Origin of the sequence: Pseudomonas paraglycinae (genome assembly GCF_021601625.1) — a bacterium.
GTDB lineage: Bacteria > Pseudomonadota > Gammaproteobacteria > Pseudomonadales > Pseudomonadaceae > Aquipseudomonas > Aquipseudomonas paraglycinae.
Genome location: NZ_BQHR01000007.1, coordinates 128517 through 143622, shown reverse-complemented (window position 1 = coordinate 143622; position 15106 = coordinate 128517). Strand labels below are relative to the sequence as shown.

Here is a 15106-nt window from a genome sequence, read left to right as displayed (position 1 = left end):
TTCGAGCGTGCGCCGGGTTTTTGTCTTGTGGTCTAAAGTTTTTCGACTCGCTGGCGATACACTGTTCATACGAGTCATTGTGGCAAATGAGGTAGAACATGAATCCGATGTTAGCCCTTCGGCAATACCAGAAAGTTGGCGCCCACGCTCAGACGTCCGAAGCGAGCCCTCACCGTCTGGTGCAAATGCTGATGGAAGGTGGTCTGGCACGTATTGCCCAGGCCAAGGGTGCGATCGAGCGCAAGGACATTCCTGCCAAGTGCACAGCAATCAGCAAGGCCATTGGCATCGTCAGTGGGTTGCGCGAAGGCCTGGATCTGGAGAATTCCGCCGATACGCTGGCTGATCTGGACGGGCTGTACATCTACATGATGAAGCGTCTTGCCGAGGCCAACATCAACAGCGATCCGCGCATTCTGGATGAAGTCGCCGGCTTGCTGAGCACGGTAAAAGAAGGCTGGGACGCCATCGCGCCTGTGCCTGCTCCTCAGTTTTAAGGAGATCATCATGAGTCTTGTATTGCAGCGAATCGAAGAAACCCGAGTAGCGTTGGTCGGCGCCCTGGCCGAGCGCAACTGGGAGGCGATCGGTCAACTGGACCTTGATTGCCGTTCCTGCATGGAAGATGTCTTGAGTGAAGCTTCGGTGGACGAGGTCGCGTTGCGCGATAACCTTGAGGAGTTGCTGCATGTCTACAAGCAGCTGCTTGAAGTTGCCATGGGTGAGCGTCAGGCGATAGTCGACGAGATGTCGCAGATCACCCAAGCGCAGAACGCGGCAAAGGTTTACCATCTGTTTGGTTAATTAACCCCCAGTTAATCCAGACATGTGCGCCATAAATTTGACTGTGCACGGTTTTTTGACTTAACTAGTGGCTGTTTTCAGATTTCAGGCGTCTACAGGCACAAGGTGTCCTGCAAGCGTCTCGCTTGCCCCTCATTTTGGGCATTGAGTTGACTAGGGAAGTTGCTATTGCATGTGGCGTGAAACCAAAATTCTGCTGATCGATGACGATAGCGTCCGCCGCCGCGACCTGGCGGTGATCTTAAATTTTCTTGGCGAAGAAAATTTACCCTGCGGAAGCCATGACTGGCAGCAGGCAGTCGGCTCTTTGTCGTCTAGTCGTGAGGTCATTTGCGTACTGATCGGGACGGTCAATGCTCCTGGTGCGCTTTTGGGCTTGCTAAAGACACTCTCAACCTGGGATGAGTTCCTTCCGGTTTTGCTGATGGGCGATAATTCTTCGGTGGATCTGCCCGAAGACCAACGCCGCCGGGTACTTTCGACCCTCGAAATGCCGCCGAGCTACAGCAAGCTGCTGGACTCCCTGCACCGTGCCCAGGTCTATCGCGAGATGTACGACCAGGCCCGCGAGCGCGGCCGTCATCGCGAACCCAACCTGTTCCGCAGTCTCGTCGGCACCAGCCGCGCGATCCAGCACGTGCGTCAGATGATGCAGCAAGTGGCCGACACCGACGCCAGCGTGTTGATCCTCGGCGAGTCCGGGACCGGCAAGGAAGTGGTTGCGCGCAACCTGCATTACCATTCCAAGCGTCGTGACGCGCCATTCGTACCGGTCAACTGCGGGGCGATCCCGGCCGAGTTGCTGGAAAGCGAACTGTTCGGCCACGAGAAGGGCGCCTTCACCGGCGCGATCACCAGCCGTGCCGGCCGCTTCGAGCTGGCCAACGGCGGTACGCTGTTCCTCGACGAAATCGGCGACATGCCGCTGCCGATGCAGGTCAAGCTGCTGCGCGTGCTGCAGGAACGTACCTTCGAGCGCGTGGGCAGCAACAAGACCCAAAGCGTCGACGTGCGCATCATCGCCGCGACTCACAAGAATCTCGAAAGCATGATCGAGATCGGCACCTTCCGCGAAGACCTCTACTATCGCCTGAACGTGTTCCCGATCGAGATGGCGCCGCTGCGTGAGCGCGTCGAAGACATTCCGTTGCTGATGAACGAGCTGATCTCGCGCATGGAGCACGAGAAGCGCGGTTCGATCCGCTTCAACTCCGCCGCCATCATGTCCCTTTGCCGCCACGGCTGGCCGGGCAACGTCCGCGAGCTGGCCAACCTGGTGGAGCGCATGGCGATCATGCATCCGTACGGGGTGATCGGCGTGGTCGAGTTGCCGAAGAAATTCCGCTACGTCGACGACGAAGACGAGCAAATGGTCGACAGCCTGCGCAGCGACCTGGAAGAGCGCGTGGCGATCAACGGCCACACGCCGGACTTCACCGCCAACGCCATGCTGCCGCCGGAAGGTCTCGACCTGAAGGACTACCTCGGTGGTCTGGAGCAGGGCCTGATCCAGCAGGCGCTGGACGACGCCAACGGCATTGTGGCTCGCGCCGCCGAGCGCCTGCGCATTCGCCGTACCACGCTGGTGGAGAAGATGCGCAAGTACGGCATGAGCCGTCGTGAAGGAGATGAACAGGCGGATGATTGACGCCTGTTTTTCAACTGCTTCATTTATAAGCGGTTTTTTTTAGGCACGGGTATTGCTACGTCCCTCGCAACGTTCCGTTTAACTGACGGTCAGCCAAGCGAGTGAGCACAATGCCCCAAGCCTCCCAGATGTCTTCTGTTCCCGAGTCCTCGGGGCAACTGCCGTCCGTAGAGCAGGCGAGCCGCCAGGGTCTTGAGCAGGCATTCGCCCTGTTCAACCAGATGTCGAGCCAGTTGACCGACTCCTACAGCATGCTCGAAGCCCGGGTCACCGAGCTCAAGGGCGAACTGGCCGTAGTCAGCGCCCAACGCATGCAGGAACTGGCGGAAAAAGAACGCCTGGCCAACCGTCTGCAAAACCTCCTCGATCTGTTGCCCGGTGGCGTCATCGTCATCGACGGTCACGGCATCGTGTGCGAGGCCAATCCGGCCGCCATCGATCTGCTGGGCCTGCCTCTGGAAGGCGAGCTGTGGCGCCATGTCATCGCCCGTTGCTTCGCGCCTCGTGAAGATGACGGCCACGAAATTTCCTTGAAGAACGGTCGACGCCTGTCGATTGCCACCCGCTCGCTGGATGCCGAGCCGGGGCAGTTGGTGCTGCTCAACGACCTGACTGAAACCCGTCACTTGCAGGATCAGCTTGCGCGCCACGAGCGACTGTCTTCCCTGGGTCGGATGGTCGCTTCGCTGGCTCATCAAATTCGTACGCCGTTGTCCGCCGCCTTGCTGTACGCCAGTCATTTGACCGAGCAGGAACTGCCGGTCGCCACCCAGCAGCGTTTCGCCGGTCGCCTCAAGGAGCGCCTGCACGAACTCGAGCATCAGGTGCGCGACATGCTGGTGTTCGCTCGCGGAGAATTGCCGCTGACTGATCGCATCACGCCCAATACCTTGATGCAGTCGTTGCAGGCCGCAGCGCTGACTCATGTACAGGATCTGCCGATCCGCTGGCAGTGCGACAGCCATGCCGGTGAGTTGCTGTGCAATCGCGACACGCTGGTCGGCGCTTTGCTCAATCTGATTGAAAACGCCATTCAGGCGAGTGCCGGCGAGGTACGTCTGAAGGTGCATTGCTATACCCGCGACAACACCCTGCGTTTGTGTGTCAGTGACAGCGGCAGCGGTATTGATGCGGCGGTGCTGGTGCGGCTGGGCGAGCCGTTTTTCACCACCAAGGTTACCGGGACCGGCCTGGGCCTGACCGTGGTCAAGGCCGTGGCGCGTGCGCATCAGGGAGAATTGCAGCTGCGTTCGCGGGTCGGGCGCGGTACGTGCGCGCAGGTCATCCTGCCGTTGTTTTCTGCTGTACAGGGAGCTGAGTGAAGGTCATGGGCATCAAGGTTCTGCTGGTCGAGGATGACCGCTCGTTGCGCGAAGCGCTGGCCGATACGCTGTTGCTGGCCGGTCACGACTATCACGCGGTGGGTTCGGCCGAAGAGGCGCTGAACGCCGTCGAGCGCGAAGCGTTCAGTCTGGTGGTCAGCGACGTCAACATGCCGGGCATGGACGGCCATCAATTGCTCGGCCTGCTGCGCGCGCGGCAACCGCAATTGCCGGTGCTGCTGATGACCGCCCATGGCGCGGTCGAGCGCGCGGTCGATGCGATGCGTCAAGGCGCGGCGGATTATCTGGTCAAGCCGTTCGAGCCCAAGGCTCTGCTGGATCTGGTGGCGCGCCACGCCTTGGGCAGCCTTGGCGCCAGTGACGCCGAAGGGCCGGTCGCGGTCGAGCCGGCCAGTGCTCAATTGCTGGATCTGGCGGCGCGGGTTGCGCGCAGCGATTCCACCGTGCTGATTTCCGGCGAGTCCGGCACCGGCAAGGAAGTGCTGGCGCGCTACATCCACCAGCAATCCCATCGCGCCAGTCAGCCGTTCATTGCGATCAACTGTGCGGCGATCCCGGACAACATGCTCGAAGCCACCCTGTTCGGTCACGAAAAAGGCTCGTTCACCGGCGCCATCGCGGCCCAGGCCGGCAAGTTCGAACAGGCAGACGGCGGCACCATTCTGCTCGATGAAATTTCCGAAATGCCTCTGGGCCTGCAAGCCAAGCTGCTGCGGGTGTTGCAGGAGCGGGAAGTGGAACGGGTCGGCGCACGCAAGCCGATCACTCTCGATATTCGCGTGGTGGCCACCACCAACCGCGACCTGGCCGGTGAAGTGGCGGCGGGGCGATTCCGTGAAGACCTCTATTATCGTCTGTCGGTATTTCCGCTGGCCTGGCGTCCGTTGCGCGAGCGCACCGCCGATATCCTGCCGCTGGCCGAGCGTCTGTTGGCCAAACACGTCAATAAAATGAAGCACGCGATGGCGAAGTTCTCGCCCGAGGCGCAAGCGTGCCTGATCGGTTATCCGTGGCCGGGCAACGTGCGCGAGCTGGATAACGCGGTCCAGCGGGCCTTGATTCTGCAGCAGGGCGGGTTGATCCAGCCGCAGGATTTCTGTCTCTCCGGGCCTGCGCTGTTCGCCCCGTTGCCGTCGGTTGTGCCGGTTGCGCCGGTCATTCGTGAAGTCGAAATCGAGGCGGATTCGGCCGGTGCGCTGGGCGATGACCTGCGTCGCCGCGAGTTCCAGATGATCATCGACACCCTGCGTACCGAACGCGGTCGACGCAAGGAAGCCGCCGAAAAACTCGGCATCAGCCCGCGCACCCTGCGTTACAAACTGGCGCAAATGCGCGATGCGGGCATGGATGTCGAAGGCTACCTGTTCGCCACCTGACGGGTGGCGCAAACGTTTGAAACGGCTTTTCTGAAAGCGGTGCCCATGAGCTGGCACCGTTGTTGCTAACACCTGAGTACCCGCCGAGTGAGTGTCAAAAAATTGCGGGCCGCCCAAGAGAGTAGACCATGAGCCAAGGTATTGAATTTAATCGGTTGATGATGGACATGAAGGCCATGCAAATGGACGCCATGTCGAAGCCGAAATCGATTGCCGCTGCCCCTGAAGTGGCAGGCAGCAGCTTTTCCGACATGCTCGGTCAGGCCATCAACAAAGTCAGTGATACCCAGCAGGCGTCGACTCAGTTGGCCAACGCATTTGAAATCGGCAAGAGCGGCGTCGATCTGACGGACGTGATGATTGCCTCGCAAAAAGCCAGCGTGTCGTTCCAGGCTTTGACCCAGGTGCGCAACAAGCTGGTTCAGGCTTATCAAGACATCATGCAGATGCCGGTTTAAGGACGAGATTGAGTCATGGCAGAAGCAGTCGCCGATAACGTTCCGGCCAAGGCCACCCCGATAGACGGCAAACCGCCGTTGTTCGGCCTGTCCTTCCTGGAAAACCTCTCCGAGATGACCGTGCTGCGTCAGGTGGGCCTGTTGGTCGGCCTGGCCGCGAGCGTGGCGATTGGCTTTGCCGTGGTGCTGTGGTCGCAGCAACCGGACTACCGGCCTCTGTACGGCAGCCTTGCCGGCATGGACGCCAAGCAGGTCATGGACACCCTGGCCTCCGCCGACATTCCCTACACCGTCGAACCGAATTCCGGCGCCTTGCTGGTCAAGGCCGATGACCTGTCCCGTGCGCGGCTCAAGCTCGCGGCCGCTGGTGTCACTCCCAGCGACGGCAACATCGGTTTTGAAATCCTCGACAAGGAACAGGGTCTGGGCACCAGCCAGTTCATGGAAGCGACCCGTTATCGTCGCGGCCTCGAAGGCGAACTGGCCCGCACCATTTCCAGCCTGAACAACGTCAAGGGCGCGCGCGTTCACCTGGCGATCCCGAAAAGTTCGGTGTTCGTGCGTGACGAACGCAAGCCAAGCGCTTCGGTACTGGTCGAGCTGTACTCCGGTCGTTCGCTGGAGCCAGGCCAGGTCGTTGCCATCATCAATCTGGTGGCAACCTCCGTTCCCGAGCTGAGCAAATCGCAGATCACCGTCGTCGACCAGAAGGGCAACCTGCTGTCGGATCAGGCGGAAAACTCCGAAATGACCATGGCCGGCAAGCAGTTCGACTACAGCCGCCGCATGGAAAGCATGCTCACCCAGCGTGTGCACAACATTCTGCAACCGGTACTGGGCAACGATCGCTACAAGGCTGAGGTCTCGGCAGACGTTGATTTCAGTGCTGTCGAATCGACCGCCGAGCAGTTCAACCCGGATCAACCGGCTCTGCGCAGCGAGCAGTCGGTCAACGAACAACGCACCGCCAGCAATGGCCCGCAGGGTGTGCCGGGTGCCCTGAGCAACCAGCCACCGTCGCCGGCTTCGGCGCCGCAAACCACCGGTGGCGCAGCCGCCCCGGCGAGCATGGTGCAACCAGGCCAGCCACTGGTTGATGCCAACGGTCAGCAGATCATGGACCCGGCCACCGGCCAGCCGATGCTCGCGCCGTACCCGGCGGACAAGCGTCAACAATCCACCAAGAACTTCGAACTCGACCGCTCCATCAGCCACACCAAACAGCAGCAAGGTCGCCTGAATCGCCTGTCGGTGTCGGTGGTGGTGGACGATCAGGTCAAGATCAACCCGGCCAACGGTGAAACCACCCGCGCGCCGTGGAGCGCCGACGAATTGGCGCGCTTCACCCGTCTGGTACAGGACGCCGTGGGCTTCGACGCCAGCCGTGGCGACAGCGTCAGCGTGATCAACATGCCGTTCTCCGCCGAGCGCGGCGAAGTGATCGCCGACATTCCGTTCTACTCCCAGCCATGGTTCTGGGACATCGTCAAACAAGTGCTGGGTGTGTTGTTCATCCTGGTGCTGGTGTTCGGCGTGCTGCGTCCGGTGCTCAACAACATCACCGGTGGCGGCAAAAGCAAGGAGCTGGCGGGTCTGGGCGGCGACATGGAACTCGGTGGCATGGGCGGTCTGGATGGTGAACTGTCCAACGATCGCGTCAGCCTCGGCGGTCCGACCAGCATTCTGCTGCCGAGCCCGAGCGAGGGTTATGACGCTCAGTTGAACGCAATCAAGAGTCTGGTGGCAGAAGACCCGGGTCGTGTGGCCCAGGTCGTGAAAGAGTGGATTAACGCAGATGAGTGATAACCGAGCCGCCGTCGCCAAACTGTCCCGGGTCGATAAAGCCGCGATTCTGCTGCTGTCCCTGGGTTCGACCGATGCCGCACAAGTGCTGCGCCACATGGGCCCCAAAGAGGTCCAGCGAGTCGGCGTGGCCATGGCCCAGATGGGCAACGTCCACCGTGAGCAGGTCGAGCAGGTCATGAGCGAGTTCGTCGACATCGTCGGCGATCAGACCAGCCTGGGCGTCGGCTCCGACGACTACGTGCGCAAAATGCTCACCCAGGCCCTGGGTGAAGACAAGGCCAACGGCCTGATCGACCGCATTCTGCTGGGTGGCAACACCAGTGGCCTCGACAGCCTGAAATGGATGGAGCCGCGCGCCGTTGCCGACGTGATCCGTTACGAGCACCCGCAGATCCAGGCGATCGTGGTCGCGTACCTCGATCCGGATCAGGCCGGTGAAGTGCTGGGCAACTTCGACCACAAGGTGCGTCTGGACATCATCCTGCGCGTCTCGTCGTTGAACACCGTGCAGCCGGCCGCGCTGAAAGAATTGAACCAGATTCTCGAGAAGCAGTTCTCCGGCAACTCGAACGCCTCGCGCACCACCCTGGGTGGCATCAAGCGGGCGGCGGACATCATGAACTTCCTCGACAGCTCGATCGAAGGCCAGCTCATGGACTCGATCCGCGAAGTCGACGAAGACCTGTCCGGTCAGATCGAAGACCTCATGTTCGTGTTCAACAACCTGGCCGATGTCGACGACCGCGGGATCCAGGCGCTGTTGCGCGAAGTCTCTTCCGACGTACTGGTACTGGCCCTCAAGGGTTCGGACGAAGGCGTCAAGGAGAAGATCTTCAAGAACATGTCCAAGCGTGCCGCCGAACTGCTGCGCGACGACCTCGAGGCCAAGGGCCCGGTGCGCGTCAGCGATGTGGAGACCGCGCAGAAGGAAATCCTCACCATCGCCCGCCGTATGGCCGAAGCCGGAGAAATCGTGCTTGGTGGCAAGGGCGGCGAGGAAATGATCTAAGCCCATGGACAAGCATGACGACGATGTGACGGACCTGATCCGTGCCCGGGACGTCCGTGGTTTCGAATCTTGGGCGTTGCCCAGCTTCGACCCGCCGAAACCTGAGCCCGAGCCGGAACCGGAGCCTGAACCGCCGGAAATGGAAGAGGTGCCGCTGGAAGAGGTCCAGCCACTGACTCTGGAAGAACTCGAAAGCATCCGTCAGGAGGCCTACAACGAGGGCTTCGCCATCGGCGAAAAGGAAGGCTTTCACAGCGCCACCCTCAAGGTGCGCCAGGAAGCCGAAGTGGTCCTGACGGCCAAGGTCAACAGCCTTGAGCAGCTGATGGGCCACCTGTTCGAGCCCATCGCCGAGCAAGACACCCAGATCGAAAAGTCACTGGTCGACCTCGTGCAGCACATCGCCAAGCAGGTGATTCAGCGCGAACTGGCCATCGACTCGACGCAGATCGAACACGTCATGCGCGACGCCCTCAAGCTGCTGCCGCTGGGCGTGGGCAATGTGCGGCTGTACGTCAATCCACAGGATTTCGAACAGGTCAAAGCCCTGCGCGAACGTCATGAAGAAACCTGGCGCATCGTCGAAGACGAATCCCTGCTGCCGGGCGGTTGCCGGGTCGAGACCGACCACAGCCGGATCGACGCCAGCATTGAAACCCGCGTCAGCCAGGTCATGGCCAAGCTGTTCGACCAGTTGCACGAACAGGCCTTGCACCCGGCCGCGCCGGACCTGAGCCTGGACCTGCCGGAGGCGCCGAAACCGGCACCGGTCGCAGAAGAGCCGCTCGCGGACGCCCCCGATGCGCCTTGAACGCACCAGTTTCGCCAAGCGCCTGAGCACCTACGCCGAGGCCACCGAAATCGCCGGTGCGCCGATTCTCGAAGGGCGCCTGCTGCGCATGGTCGGCCTGACGCTTGAAGCCGAAGGCCTGCGCGCCGCCATGGGCACCCGCTGCATGGTGATCAACGACGACACCTATCACCCGTCCCAGGTCGAGGCCGAAGTCATGGGCTTCTCCGGCAGCAAGGTGTTCCTGATGCCGGTCGGCAGTGTGGCTGGCATTGCCCCGGGCGCCCGCGTGGTGCCGCTGGCCGACACCGGTCGCCTGCCGATGGGCATGAGCATGCTCGGTCGCGTGCTCGACGGCGCCGGACGTGCGCTGGACGGCAAGGGCGGCATGAAGGCCGAAGACTGGGTGCCGATGGACGGCCCGACGATCAACCCGCTCAACCGTGACCCGATCAGCGTGCCGCTGGACGTCGGCATCCGTTGCATCAACGGTTTGTTGACGGTCGGTCGCGGCCAGCGTCTGGGTCTGTTCGCCGGTACCGGTGTCGGTAAATCGGTGCTGCTGGGCATGATGACCCGCTTCACCGAGGCCGACATCATTGTCGTCGGCCTGATCGGTGAGCGGGGTCGAGAAGTTAAGGAATTCATCGAACACATCCTCGGTGAAGAAGGCCTCAAGCGTTCCGTGGTGGTGGCGTCGCCGGCGGACGATGCGCCGCTGATGCGTCTGCGCGCGGCGATGTACTGCACGCGGATCGCCGAGTATTTCCGCGACAAGGGCAAGAACGTCCTGTTGCTGATGGATTCCCTGACCCGTTTCGCCCAGGCCCAGCGGGAAATCGCCCTGGCCATCGGCGAGCCGCCGGCGACCAAGGGGTATCCGCCGTCGGTTTTTGCCAAATTGCCGAAACTGGTGGAGCGCGCCGGTAATGCGGAGAAGGGCGGGGGTTCGATCACCGCGTTCTACACCGTATTGTCCGAAGGAGATGACCAGCAGGACCCGATCGCCGACTCGGCGCGTGGTGTGCTCGACGGCCACATCGTGCTGTCGCGACGCCTGGCCGAAGAGGGTCATTACCCGGCCATCGATATCGAAGCCTCGATCAGCCGGGTGATGCCGGCGGTGGTGTCGCCGGAGCACATGCAGCGTGCGCAATACTTCAAGCAGCTGTGGTCGCGCTATCAACAGAGTCGCGATCTGATCAGCGTCGGCGCCTATGTCGCGGGCGGTGACCGCGAGACTGACCTTGCCATCAATCTGCAGCCGCAACTGGTCAGATACCTGCGTCAGGGTCTCAACGACAACATCAGCCTGGGTGAAAGCGAAGCGTATCTCGGCACGATTTTCGCCCCGGCGGCCGGCGGGTAACCGGTCATGGCCCTGAGTCGAGCCGCGCGTCTGGCGCCGGTGGTGGACATGGCCGAGAAGGCCGAGAAAACCGCCGTGCAGCGCCTGGGTTACTTTCAGGGGCAGGTGAAGGTGGCCGAGAGCAAGCTCGCCGACTTGCATGCCTTTCGTCTGGATTACTCCGAGCAGTGGATCGTACGCGGCAGCACGGGCGTGTCCGGGCAGTGGCTGCTGGGTTTTCAGGGCTTTCTGGCGCAGCTCGACACCGCCGTCGATCAGCAGCGTCAAAGCCTGCAATGGCACCAGAACAATCTGGACAAGGCCCGCGATGCCTGGCAGCAGGCATTCGCCCGGGTCGAAGGTCTGCGCAAGCTTGTACAACGTTATCTGGATGAAGCGCAGCGCGCCGAAGACAAGCGCGAACAGAAGCTGCTGGACGAGTTGTCCCAGCGTTTGCCGCGCCACGAGGCGTTTTGACGGGCAGATCTCGCACAGATCCCGACGCCATCGCGCCTTGCCCATGGCCCCTTCAGGTGCTAAACCTTGTACAGGTTCGTCAAATGACAAGGAAGCCAGTACATGTCAGTCGTTACAGAAGTGTCTGCGGACAAGAAAAAACTGACGATTTCGGTCAAGGGGCGATTCGATTTCGCCAAGCATCAGGAATTTCGCCAATCCTACGAAAAAGAGCAGCCCGAATCGGTGATTGTCGACCTCAAAGAGGCGACCTATCTCGACAGTTCGGCGCTCGGCATGCTGCTTCTGCTGCGTGATCATGTCGGCGGTGACGACTCGGAAATCCGCGTGGTCAACAGCAGTTCCGACGTGAAGAAAATCCTCGCCATCTCCAACTTCGACAAACTGTTCGACATCAGTTGACGGCCATGCAGCCGCAAGAGCCGCTGACGATCCTGATTGCCGAAGACAGCGCCGCTGACCGGCTGTTGTTGTCGACCATCGTCCGTCGTCAGGGGCATGAAGTGCTGACGGCCACCCACGGTGCGGAGGCGGTCGAGGCATTTATCCGACAAAAGCCGCATCTGGTGCTGATGGACGCCATGATGCCGGTGATGGACGGGTTCGAAGCCGCACGCCAGATCAAGAACCTGGCGGGTGAGAATCTGGTGCCGATCATCTTCCTCACGTCGCTGACGGAAAGTGAAGCGCTGGCCCGCTGCCTTGAGGCTGGCGGTGACGACTTTCTGGCGAAGCCCTACAACCAGGTGATTCTCGCCGCCAAAATCAAGGCGATGGATCGCTTGCGGCGTTTGCAGGCCACGGTTCTTCAGCAACGCGACCTGATCGCCAAGCATCACGACTATCTGCTCAACGAGCAGCGGGTCGCCAAGGCTGTATTCGACAAGGTCGCGCATTCCGGTTGCCTGAGCGCGCCAAACATCCGTTACCTGCAATCACCCTATGCGCTGTTCAATGGCGACCTGCTGTTGGCAGCGTACACCCCGGCCGGCGACATGCATGTGTTGCTCGGTGACTTCACCGGTCACGGCTTGCCGGCGGCGGTCGGCGCCATGCCGCTGGCCGAGGTGTTCTATGGCATGACTGCCAAGGGTTACGGCCTGGCCGAGACCCTTCGGGAAATGAACGCCAAGCTCAAGCGCATCCTGCCGGTGGACATGTTCTGCTGTGCGACGTTGTTGTGCCTGAGCTTTCAGCGGCGCTCGGTGGAAGTCTGGAACGGCGGCATGCCCGACGGTTATCTGCATTGCCTGGCTACCGGGGAGCGCAAGCCGCTGGCGGCTCGGCATCTGCCGCTGGGTGTGCTCAGCCCGCAGACCTTCGATGACCGCACCGAGGTTCACTCGATGGCGGTGGGTGATCGGGTGTTTCTGCTCTCCGACGGGGTCATCGACACCTGCGATGCCAACGATCAGTTGTTTGGTGTCGAGCGCTTGCACCAGGTGTTCGCCGCCAATCGCCAGCCGGATCGGCTGTTCGAGGACATCGAGCAGGCGTTGCAGGACTTTCGCGGTGAGGCCCGGGACGATGTGAGCATGGTCGAGGTCAGCCTGCTGGAGATGGCGCAGGTTAATCCGTCGGCGCCGGTGTATTCCGACAGTGGCCAGTCCTGTCCGCTGGACTGGTCGGTGAGCTTCGAATTTCGCGGCGCCACGCTCAAGCGCTTCAATCCGTTGCCTTATCTGTTGCAGTTGCTACTGGAAGTGCATGGCTTGCGGGCGCAGAGTGGCGCACTGTACAGCGTGCTGGCCGAGCTTTATTCCAACGCGCTGGAGCATGGCGTGCTGGGCCTGGATTCGAGCCTCAAGCGCGATGCATCGGGTTTCGCCCGTTATTATGAGCAGCGCAATGCGCGCCTCGAGGCCTTGCAGGACGGTTACGTGCGCGTGCATTTGCAGGTGCGGCCGGAAGGTGAGGGCGGTTGTCTGGTGGTGCGGGTCGAAGACAGCGGCCAGGGATTCGATGTCTCGCGCGTGATGGAGCGGCCGCTCGACGGTGTCCGTCTGTCGGGGCGCGGAGTCAGTCTGATCCGGCAATTGGCGCGTAATGCCAGCTGGTCAGACGATGGTCGCAGTGCTCGCGTGGAGTTTTTCTGGGAGGCTCTGGCATAATCCGCGCATTCTTGATCAAGGAGTGAACAAGTGGCTGATACACATGTGGACCACGAGGCGCTAAGCGTGCTGCGGGAAGTGATGGAAGACAGCTATCCGGAACTGCTGGATACCTTCCTCGCCGATTCCGAAAATCGCCTGCGCGAGTTGCAGCAGACTGCCGATGCCGACGCATTGTCTTCCGTTGCGCACAGCTTCAAGGGCAGCAGCAGCAACATGGGTGCAACCCGTCTTGCGGTGCTGTGCCAGGAGCTGGAACAGCATGCCAGAGACAAAAGCCCTTCTGAAATCATCAAACTGGTCGCCGACATCCATAGCGAATTCGCCGATGTGCGGCCCGTTTATGTCGCCGAGCGGCAGCGTTCGCTGACGCACTGATTCTGCCGTCGGGCGGTTTTGTCAGATTGCTGACGAAACTGGCCCGGCACTTGCAGTCATCTATCCCAACTGTACCTACGATCCCAGTGCAGCGGAGACCGTGCCATGCCTGCAAGCCCCAACATTCTTCTTCAGACCGCCGCCCAGGCCAAGGCGCAAGCTGCCTCCGCCAAATCATCGGCAGTGGCCGCAGAGCCCGGGGACAAGGCCTCCAGCTTCGCTCAGGTGTTCGCCGATCAAGGCCCGAACAAGCCCTCGGTGAGCGTCGACAACTCGGCAAAGCCTGCCCGTGACAAGGTCGCCGACAACAGCGGCAAGAAAGACCTCGGCAAGGATCAGTCTGCCGCCCCGGAGCCGGCGGTTGCCGATAGCGGCAAAGCCTTGCCCGCCGACAAACCGGCGACGGCGGCAACGGACGACAAGACTGCTACTGATGATGAGACTGCCGATACCGCACCGTCTCCTGTTGTTGACACGGCACCGGTGGATCCGGCGCTGCTGGCAGCGGTAGAGCCCGTCGTTACCGCACCGGTAGCCGCCACCCCTGTCGTCGATACCGTCGCAAAACCGGAAACCGACAAACCTGCCGTGGCGGCATTGCCGGGTATGGTCAAGGATCCGGCGCCGGCCACTGACCCGGCTTTCGACCCCGAGGCGGATCCGCTCGATTCACTGCCCGCCGTGCGCATGGCCATGGAGCAGAGTGGTCACATTTCTGCTTCCAGCCAGTCCCAGCCCAAGGCCACCCCGGCCCAGGCTCAGGCTGACGGCGAATTGACCTCGGCGCAGAACTTCGCTGCCGGCATGGCCAGCATGCTCGATGTGCAGGCTGACAAGGACAGCACCAGCCAGGGCGGTGAAAAGGCGTTCAGCGGTTTGATCGATGACGGCCTGAAGGACCTGAAGACCGCCACCAGCGACACCCGCGTGGATGATTTCGCCAACCGTCTGGCGGCGCTGACCCAGGCTGCCACGCCGAAAACCGCCAACGCGGTGCCGGTGAACCAACCGATTGCCATGCACCAGAACGGCTGGACCGAAGAAGTGGTCAACCGGGTCATGTACCTGTCGAGCAACAACCTGAAGGCGGCTGACATCCAGTTGCAACCGGCCGAGCTCGGACGTCTGGATATCCGGGTGAACATGGTCCCGGACCAGCAGACCCAAGTAACCTTCATGAGCGCGCATCCGAGCGTGCGTGAAGCCCTCGACGGTCAGATGCACCGCCTGCGCGACATGTTCAACCAGCAAGGCATGGGGCAGGTCGACGTCAACGTGTCCGACCAGAATCGTGGTTGGCAGGGTCAAGGCCAGGAACAGGCGCAGCAGGGGCAGAGCGGTCGCACCAGCGCTGCCGGCGGTCGCCTGGATTCGGCTGAAGAAGAGTTGACGCCGGCAGCCGTGGCTGAAGCGGCGGCTACGGCCACTCACGTGATCGGCTCCAGCGCCGTCGACTACTACGCCTGATCAAATCAAAAGCCCCTCACCCTAGCCCTCTCCCAGAGGGAGAGGGAACTGATTGGGGGATGCCCGGATGCTCGCTAACCTGATTGTTTTG

The 15106-nt window shown here is 61.5% G+C and carries 15 protein-coding genes; all 15 read left to right on the top strand.

The genetic code is table 11. The annotated features are described in order from the left end of the window. The first annotated feature begins 98 nt into the window (after positions 1-98). The 15 genes from fliS (at position 99) to L6D82_RS12500 (ending at position 15015) form a co-directional block, all read left to right on the top strand. On the top strand, positions 99-497 hold the full coding sequence (gene fliS, locus L6D82_RS12570) for a flagellar export chaperone FliS (protein WP_085733752.1): 399 nt from the start codon (positions 99-101) through the stop codon (positions 495-497). A gap of 10 nt (positions 498-507) precedes the next feature. Then, the gene (gene fliT / locus L6D82_RS12565; RefSeq protein WP_039765621.1) at positions 508-804 is read left to right on the top strand and encodes a flagellar protein FliT; all 297 of its coding nucleotides are present in this window, start codon (positions 508-510) and stop codon (positions 802-804) included. 172 nt (positions 805-976) lie between these two features. Continuing rightward, complete coding sequence (locus tag L6D82_RS12560) at positions 977-2452, top strand: sigma-54 dependent transcriptional regulator (protein ID WP_003222863.1); 1476 nt, start codon at positions 977-979, stop codon at positions 2450-2452. Positions 2453-2562: 110 nt separating this feature from the next. Continuing rightward, positions 2563-3774, top strand: a complete 1212-nt coding sequence (locus tag L6D82_RS12555) for a sensor histidine kinase (protein ID WP_373870905.1) — start codon at positions 2563-2565, stop codon at positions 3772-3774. Positions 3775-3779: 5 nt separating this feature from the next. Next, positions 3780-5171: a sigma-54-dependent transcriptional regulator gene (locus L6D82_RS12550; RefSeq protein ID WP_102717486.1), complete on the top strand. Its 1392-nt coding sequence runs from the start codon at positions 3780-3782 to the stop codon at positions 5169-5171. A 128-nt stretch (positions 5172-5299) separates the two neighbouring features. Then, entirely contained in the window at positions 5300-5629 is a 330-nt protein-coding gene (gene fliE, locus L6D82_RS12545; protein ID WP_007958292.1) for a flagellar hook-basal body complex protein FliE, read from the top strand. A 15-nt stretch (positions 5630-5644) separates the two neighbouring features. Next, the gene (gene fliF / locus L6D82_RS12540) at positions 5645-7432 is read left to right on the top strand and encodes a flagellar basal-body MS-ring/collar protein FliF (RefSeq protein ID WP_007958290.1); all 1788 of its coding nucleotides are present in this window, start codon (positions 5645-5647) and stop codon (positions 7430-7432) included. After that, positions 7425-8444 carry a flagellar motor switch protein FliG gene (gene fliG, locus L6D82_RS12535; protein WP_007958288.1) on the top strand — a complete coding sequence of 340 codons (1020 nt, stop codon included), beginning with the start codon at positions 7425-7427 and terminating at the stop codon, positions 8442-8444. The genes fliF and fliG overlap by 8 nt, the downstream gene beginning before the upstream one ends. A 4-nt stretch (positions 8445-8448) precedes the next feature. Next, positions 8449-9255, top strand: a complete 807-nt coding sequence (gene fliH / locus L6D82_RS12530; protein ID WP_102686045.1) for a flagellar assembly protein FliH — start codon at positions 8449-8451, stop codon at positions 9253-9255. Further along, on the top strand, positions 9245-10603 hold the full coding sequence (gene fliI, locus L6D82_RS12525) for a flagellar protein export ATPase FliI (RefSeq protein WP_085605786.1): 1359 nt from the start codon (positions 9245-9247) through the stop codon (positions 10601-10603). The genes fliH and fliI overlap by 11 nt, the downstream gene beginning before the upstream one ends. Positions 10604-10609: 6 nt before the next feature. Beyond that, positions 10610-11059, top strand: a complete 450-nt coding sequence (gene fliJ, locus L6D82_RS12520; protein ID WP_007951935.1) for a flagellar export protein FliJ — start codon at positions 10610-10612, stop codon at positions 11057-11059. A gap of 102 nt (positions 11060-11161) precedes the next feature. After that, positions 11162-11461 (top strand): STAS domain-containing protein, encoded by a 300-nt coding sequence (locus L6D82_RS12515; protein ID WP_011333053.1) that lies wholly within the window; start codon positions 11162-11164, stop codon positions 11459-11461. Positions 11462-11466: 5 nt separating this feature from the next. Continuing rightward, positions 11467-13170 (top strand): ATP-binding SpoIIE family protein phosphatase, encoded by a 1704-nt coding sequence (locus tag L6D82_RS12510; RefSeq protein WP_102717469.1) that lies wholly within the window; start codon positions 11467-11469, stop codon positions 13168-13170. A 30-nt stretch (positions 13171-13200) separates the two neighbouring features. Beyond that, positions 13201-13548 carry an Hpt domain-containing protein gene (locus L6D82_RS12505; RefSeq protein WP_102686047.1) on the top strand — a complete coding sequence of 116 codons (348 nt, stop codon included), beginning with the start codon at positions 13201-13203 and terminating at the stop codon, positions 13546-13548. Positions 13549-13653: 105 nt separating this feature from the next. Beyond that, positions 13654-15015 (top strand): flagellar hook-length control protein FliK, encoded by a 1362-nt coding sequence (locus L6D82_RS12500; RefSeq protein WP_236189230.1) that lies wholly within the window; start codon positions 13654-13656, stop codon positions 15013-15015. Positions 15016-15106: the final 91 nt, after the last annotated feature.

Excerpts from the sequence above, each read along its gene's own strand:
- fliT (WP_039765621.1), top strand. The coding sequence starts at position 508 with ATGAGTCTTGTATTGCAGCGAATCGAAGAAACCCGAGTAGCGTTGGTC.
- fliS (WP_085733752.1), top strand. The coding sequence starts at position 99 with ATGAATCCGATGTTAGCCCTTCGGCAATACCAGAAAGTTGGCGCCCAC.
- fliG (WP_007958288.1), top strand. The coding sequence starts at position 7,425 with ATGAGTGATAACCGAGCCGCCGTCGCCAAACTGTCCCGGGTCGATAAA.
- L6D82_RS12560 (WP_003222863.1), top strand. The coding sequence starts at position 977 with ATGTGGCGTGAAACCAAAATTCTGCTGATCGATGACGATAGCGTCCGC.
- L6D82_RS12515 (WP_011333053.1), top strand. The coding sequence starts at position 11,162 with ATGTCAGTCGTTACAGAAGTGTCTGCGGACAAGAAAAAACTGACGATT.
- fliH (WP_102686045.1), top strand. The coding sequence starts at position 8,449 with ATGGACAAGCATGACGACGATGTGACGGACCTGATCCGTGCCCGGGAC.
- fliE (WP_007958292.1), top strand. The coding sequence starts at position 5,300 with ATGAGCCAAGGTATTGAATTTAATCGGTTGATGATGGACATGAAGGCC.
- L6D82_RS12555 (WP_373870905.1), top strand. The coding sequence starts at position 2,563 with ATGCCCCAAGCCTCCCAGATGTCTTCTGTTCCCGAGTCCTCGGGGCAA.
- fliJ (WP_007951935.1), top strand. The coding sequence starts at position 10,610 with ATGGCCCTGAGTCGAGCCGCGCGTCTGGCGCCGGTGGTGGACATGGCC.
- L6D82_RS12550 (WP_102717486.1), top strand. The coding sequence starts at position 3,780 with ATGGGCATCAAGGTTCTGCTGGTCGAGGATGACCGCTCGTTGCGCGAA.
- L6D82_RS12500 (WP_236189230.1), top strand. The coding sequence starts at position 13,654 with ATGCCTGCAAGCCCCAACATTCTTCTTCAGACCGCCGCCCAGGCCAAG.
- L6D82_RS12510 (WP_102717469.1), top strand. The coding sequence starts at position 11,467 with ATGCAGCCGCAAGAGCCGCTGACGATCCTGATTGCCGAAGACAGCGCC.
- fliF (WP_007958290.1), top strand. The coding sequence starts at position 5,645 with ATGGCAGAAGCAGTCGCCGATAACGTTCCGGCCAAGGCCACCCCGATA.
- fliI (WP_085605786.1), top strand. The coding sequence starts at position 9,245 with ATGCGCCTTGAACGCACCAGTTTCGCCAAGCGCCTGAGCACCTACGCC.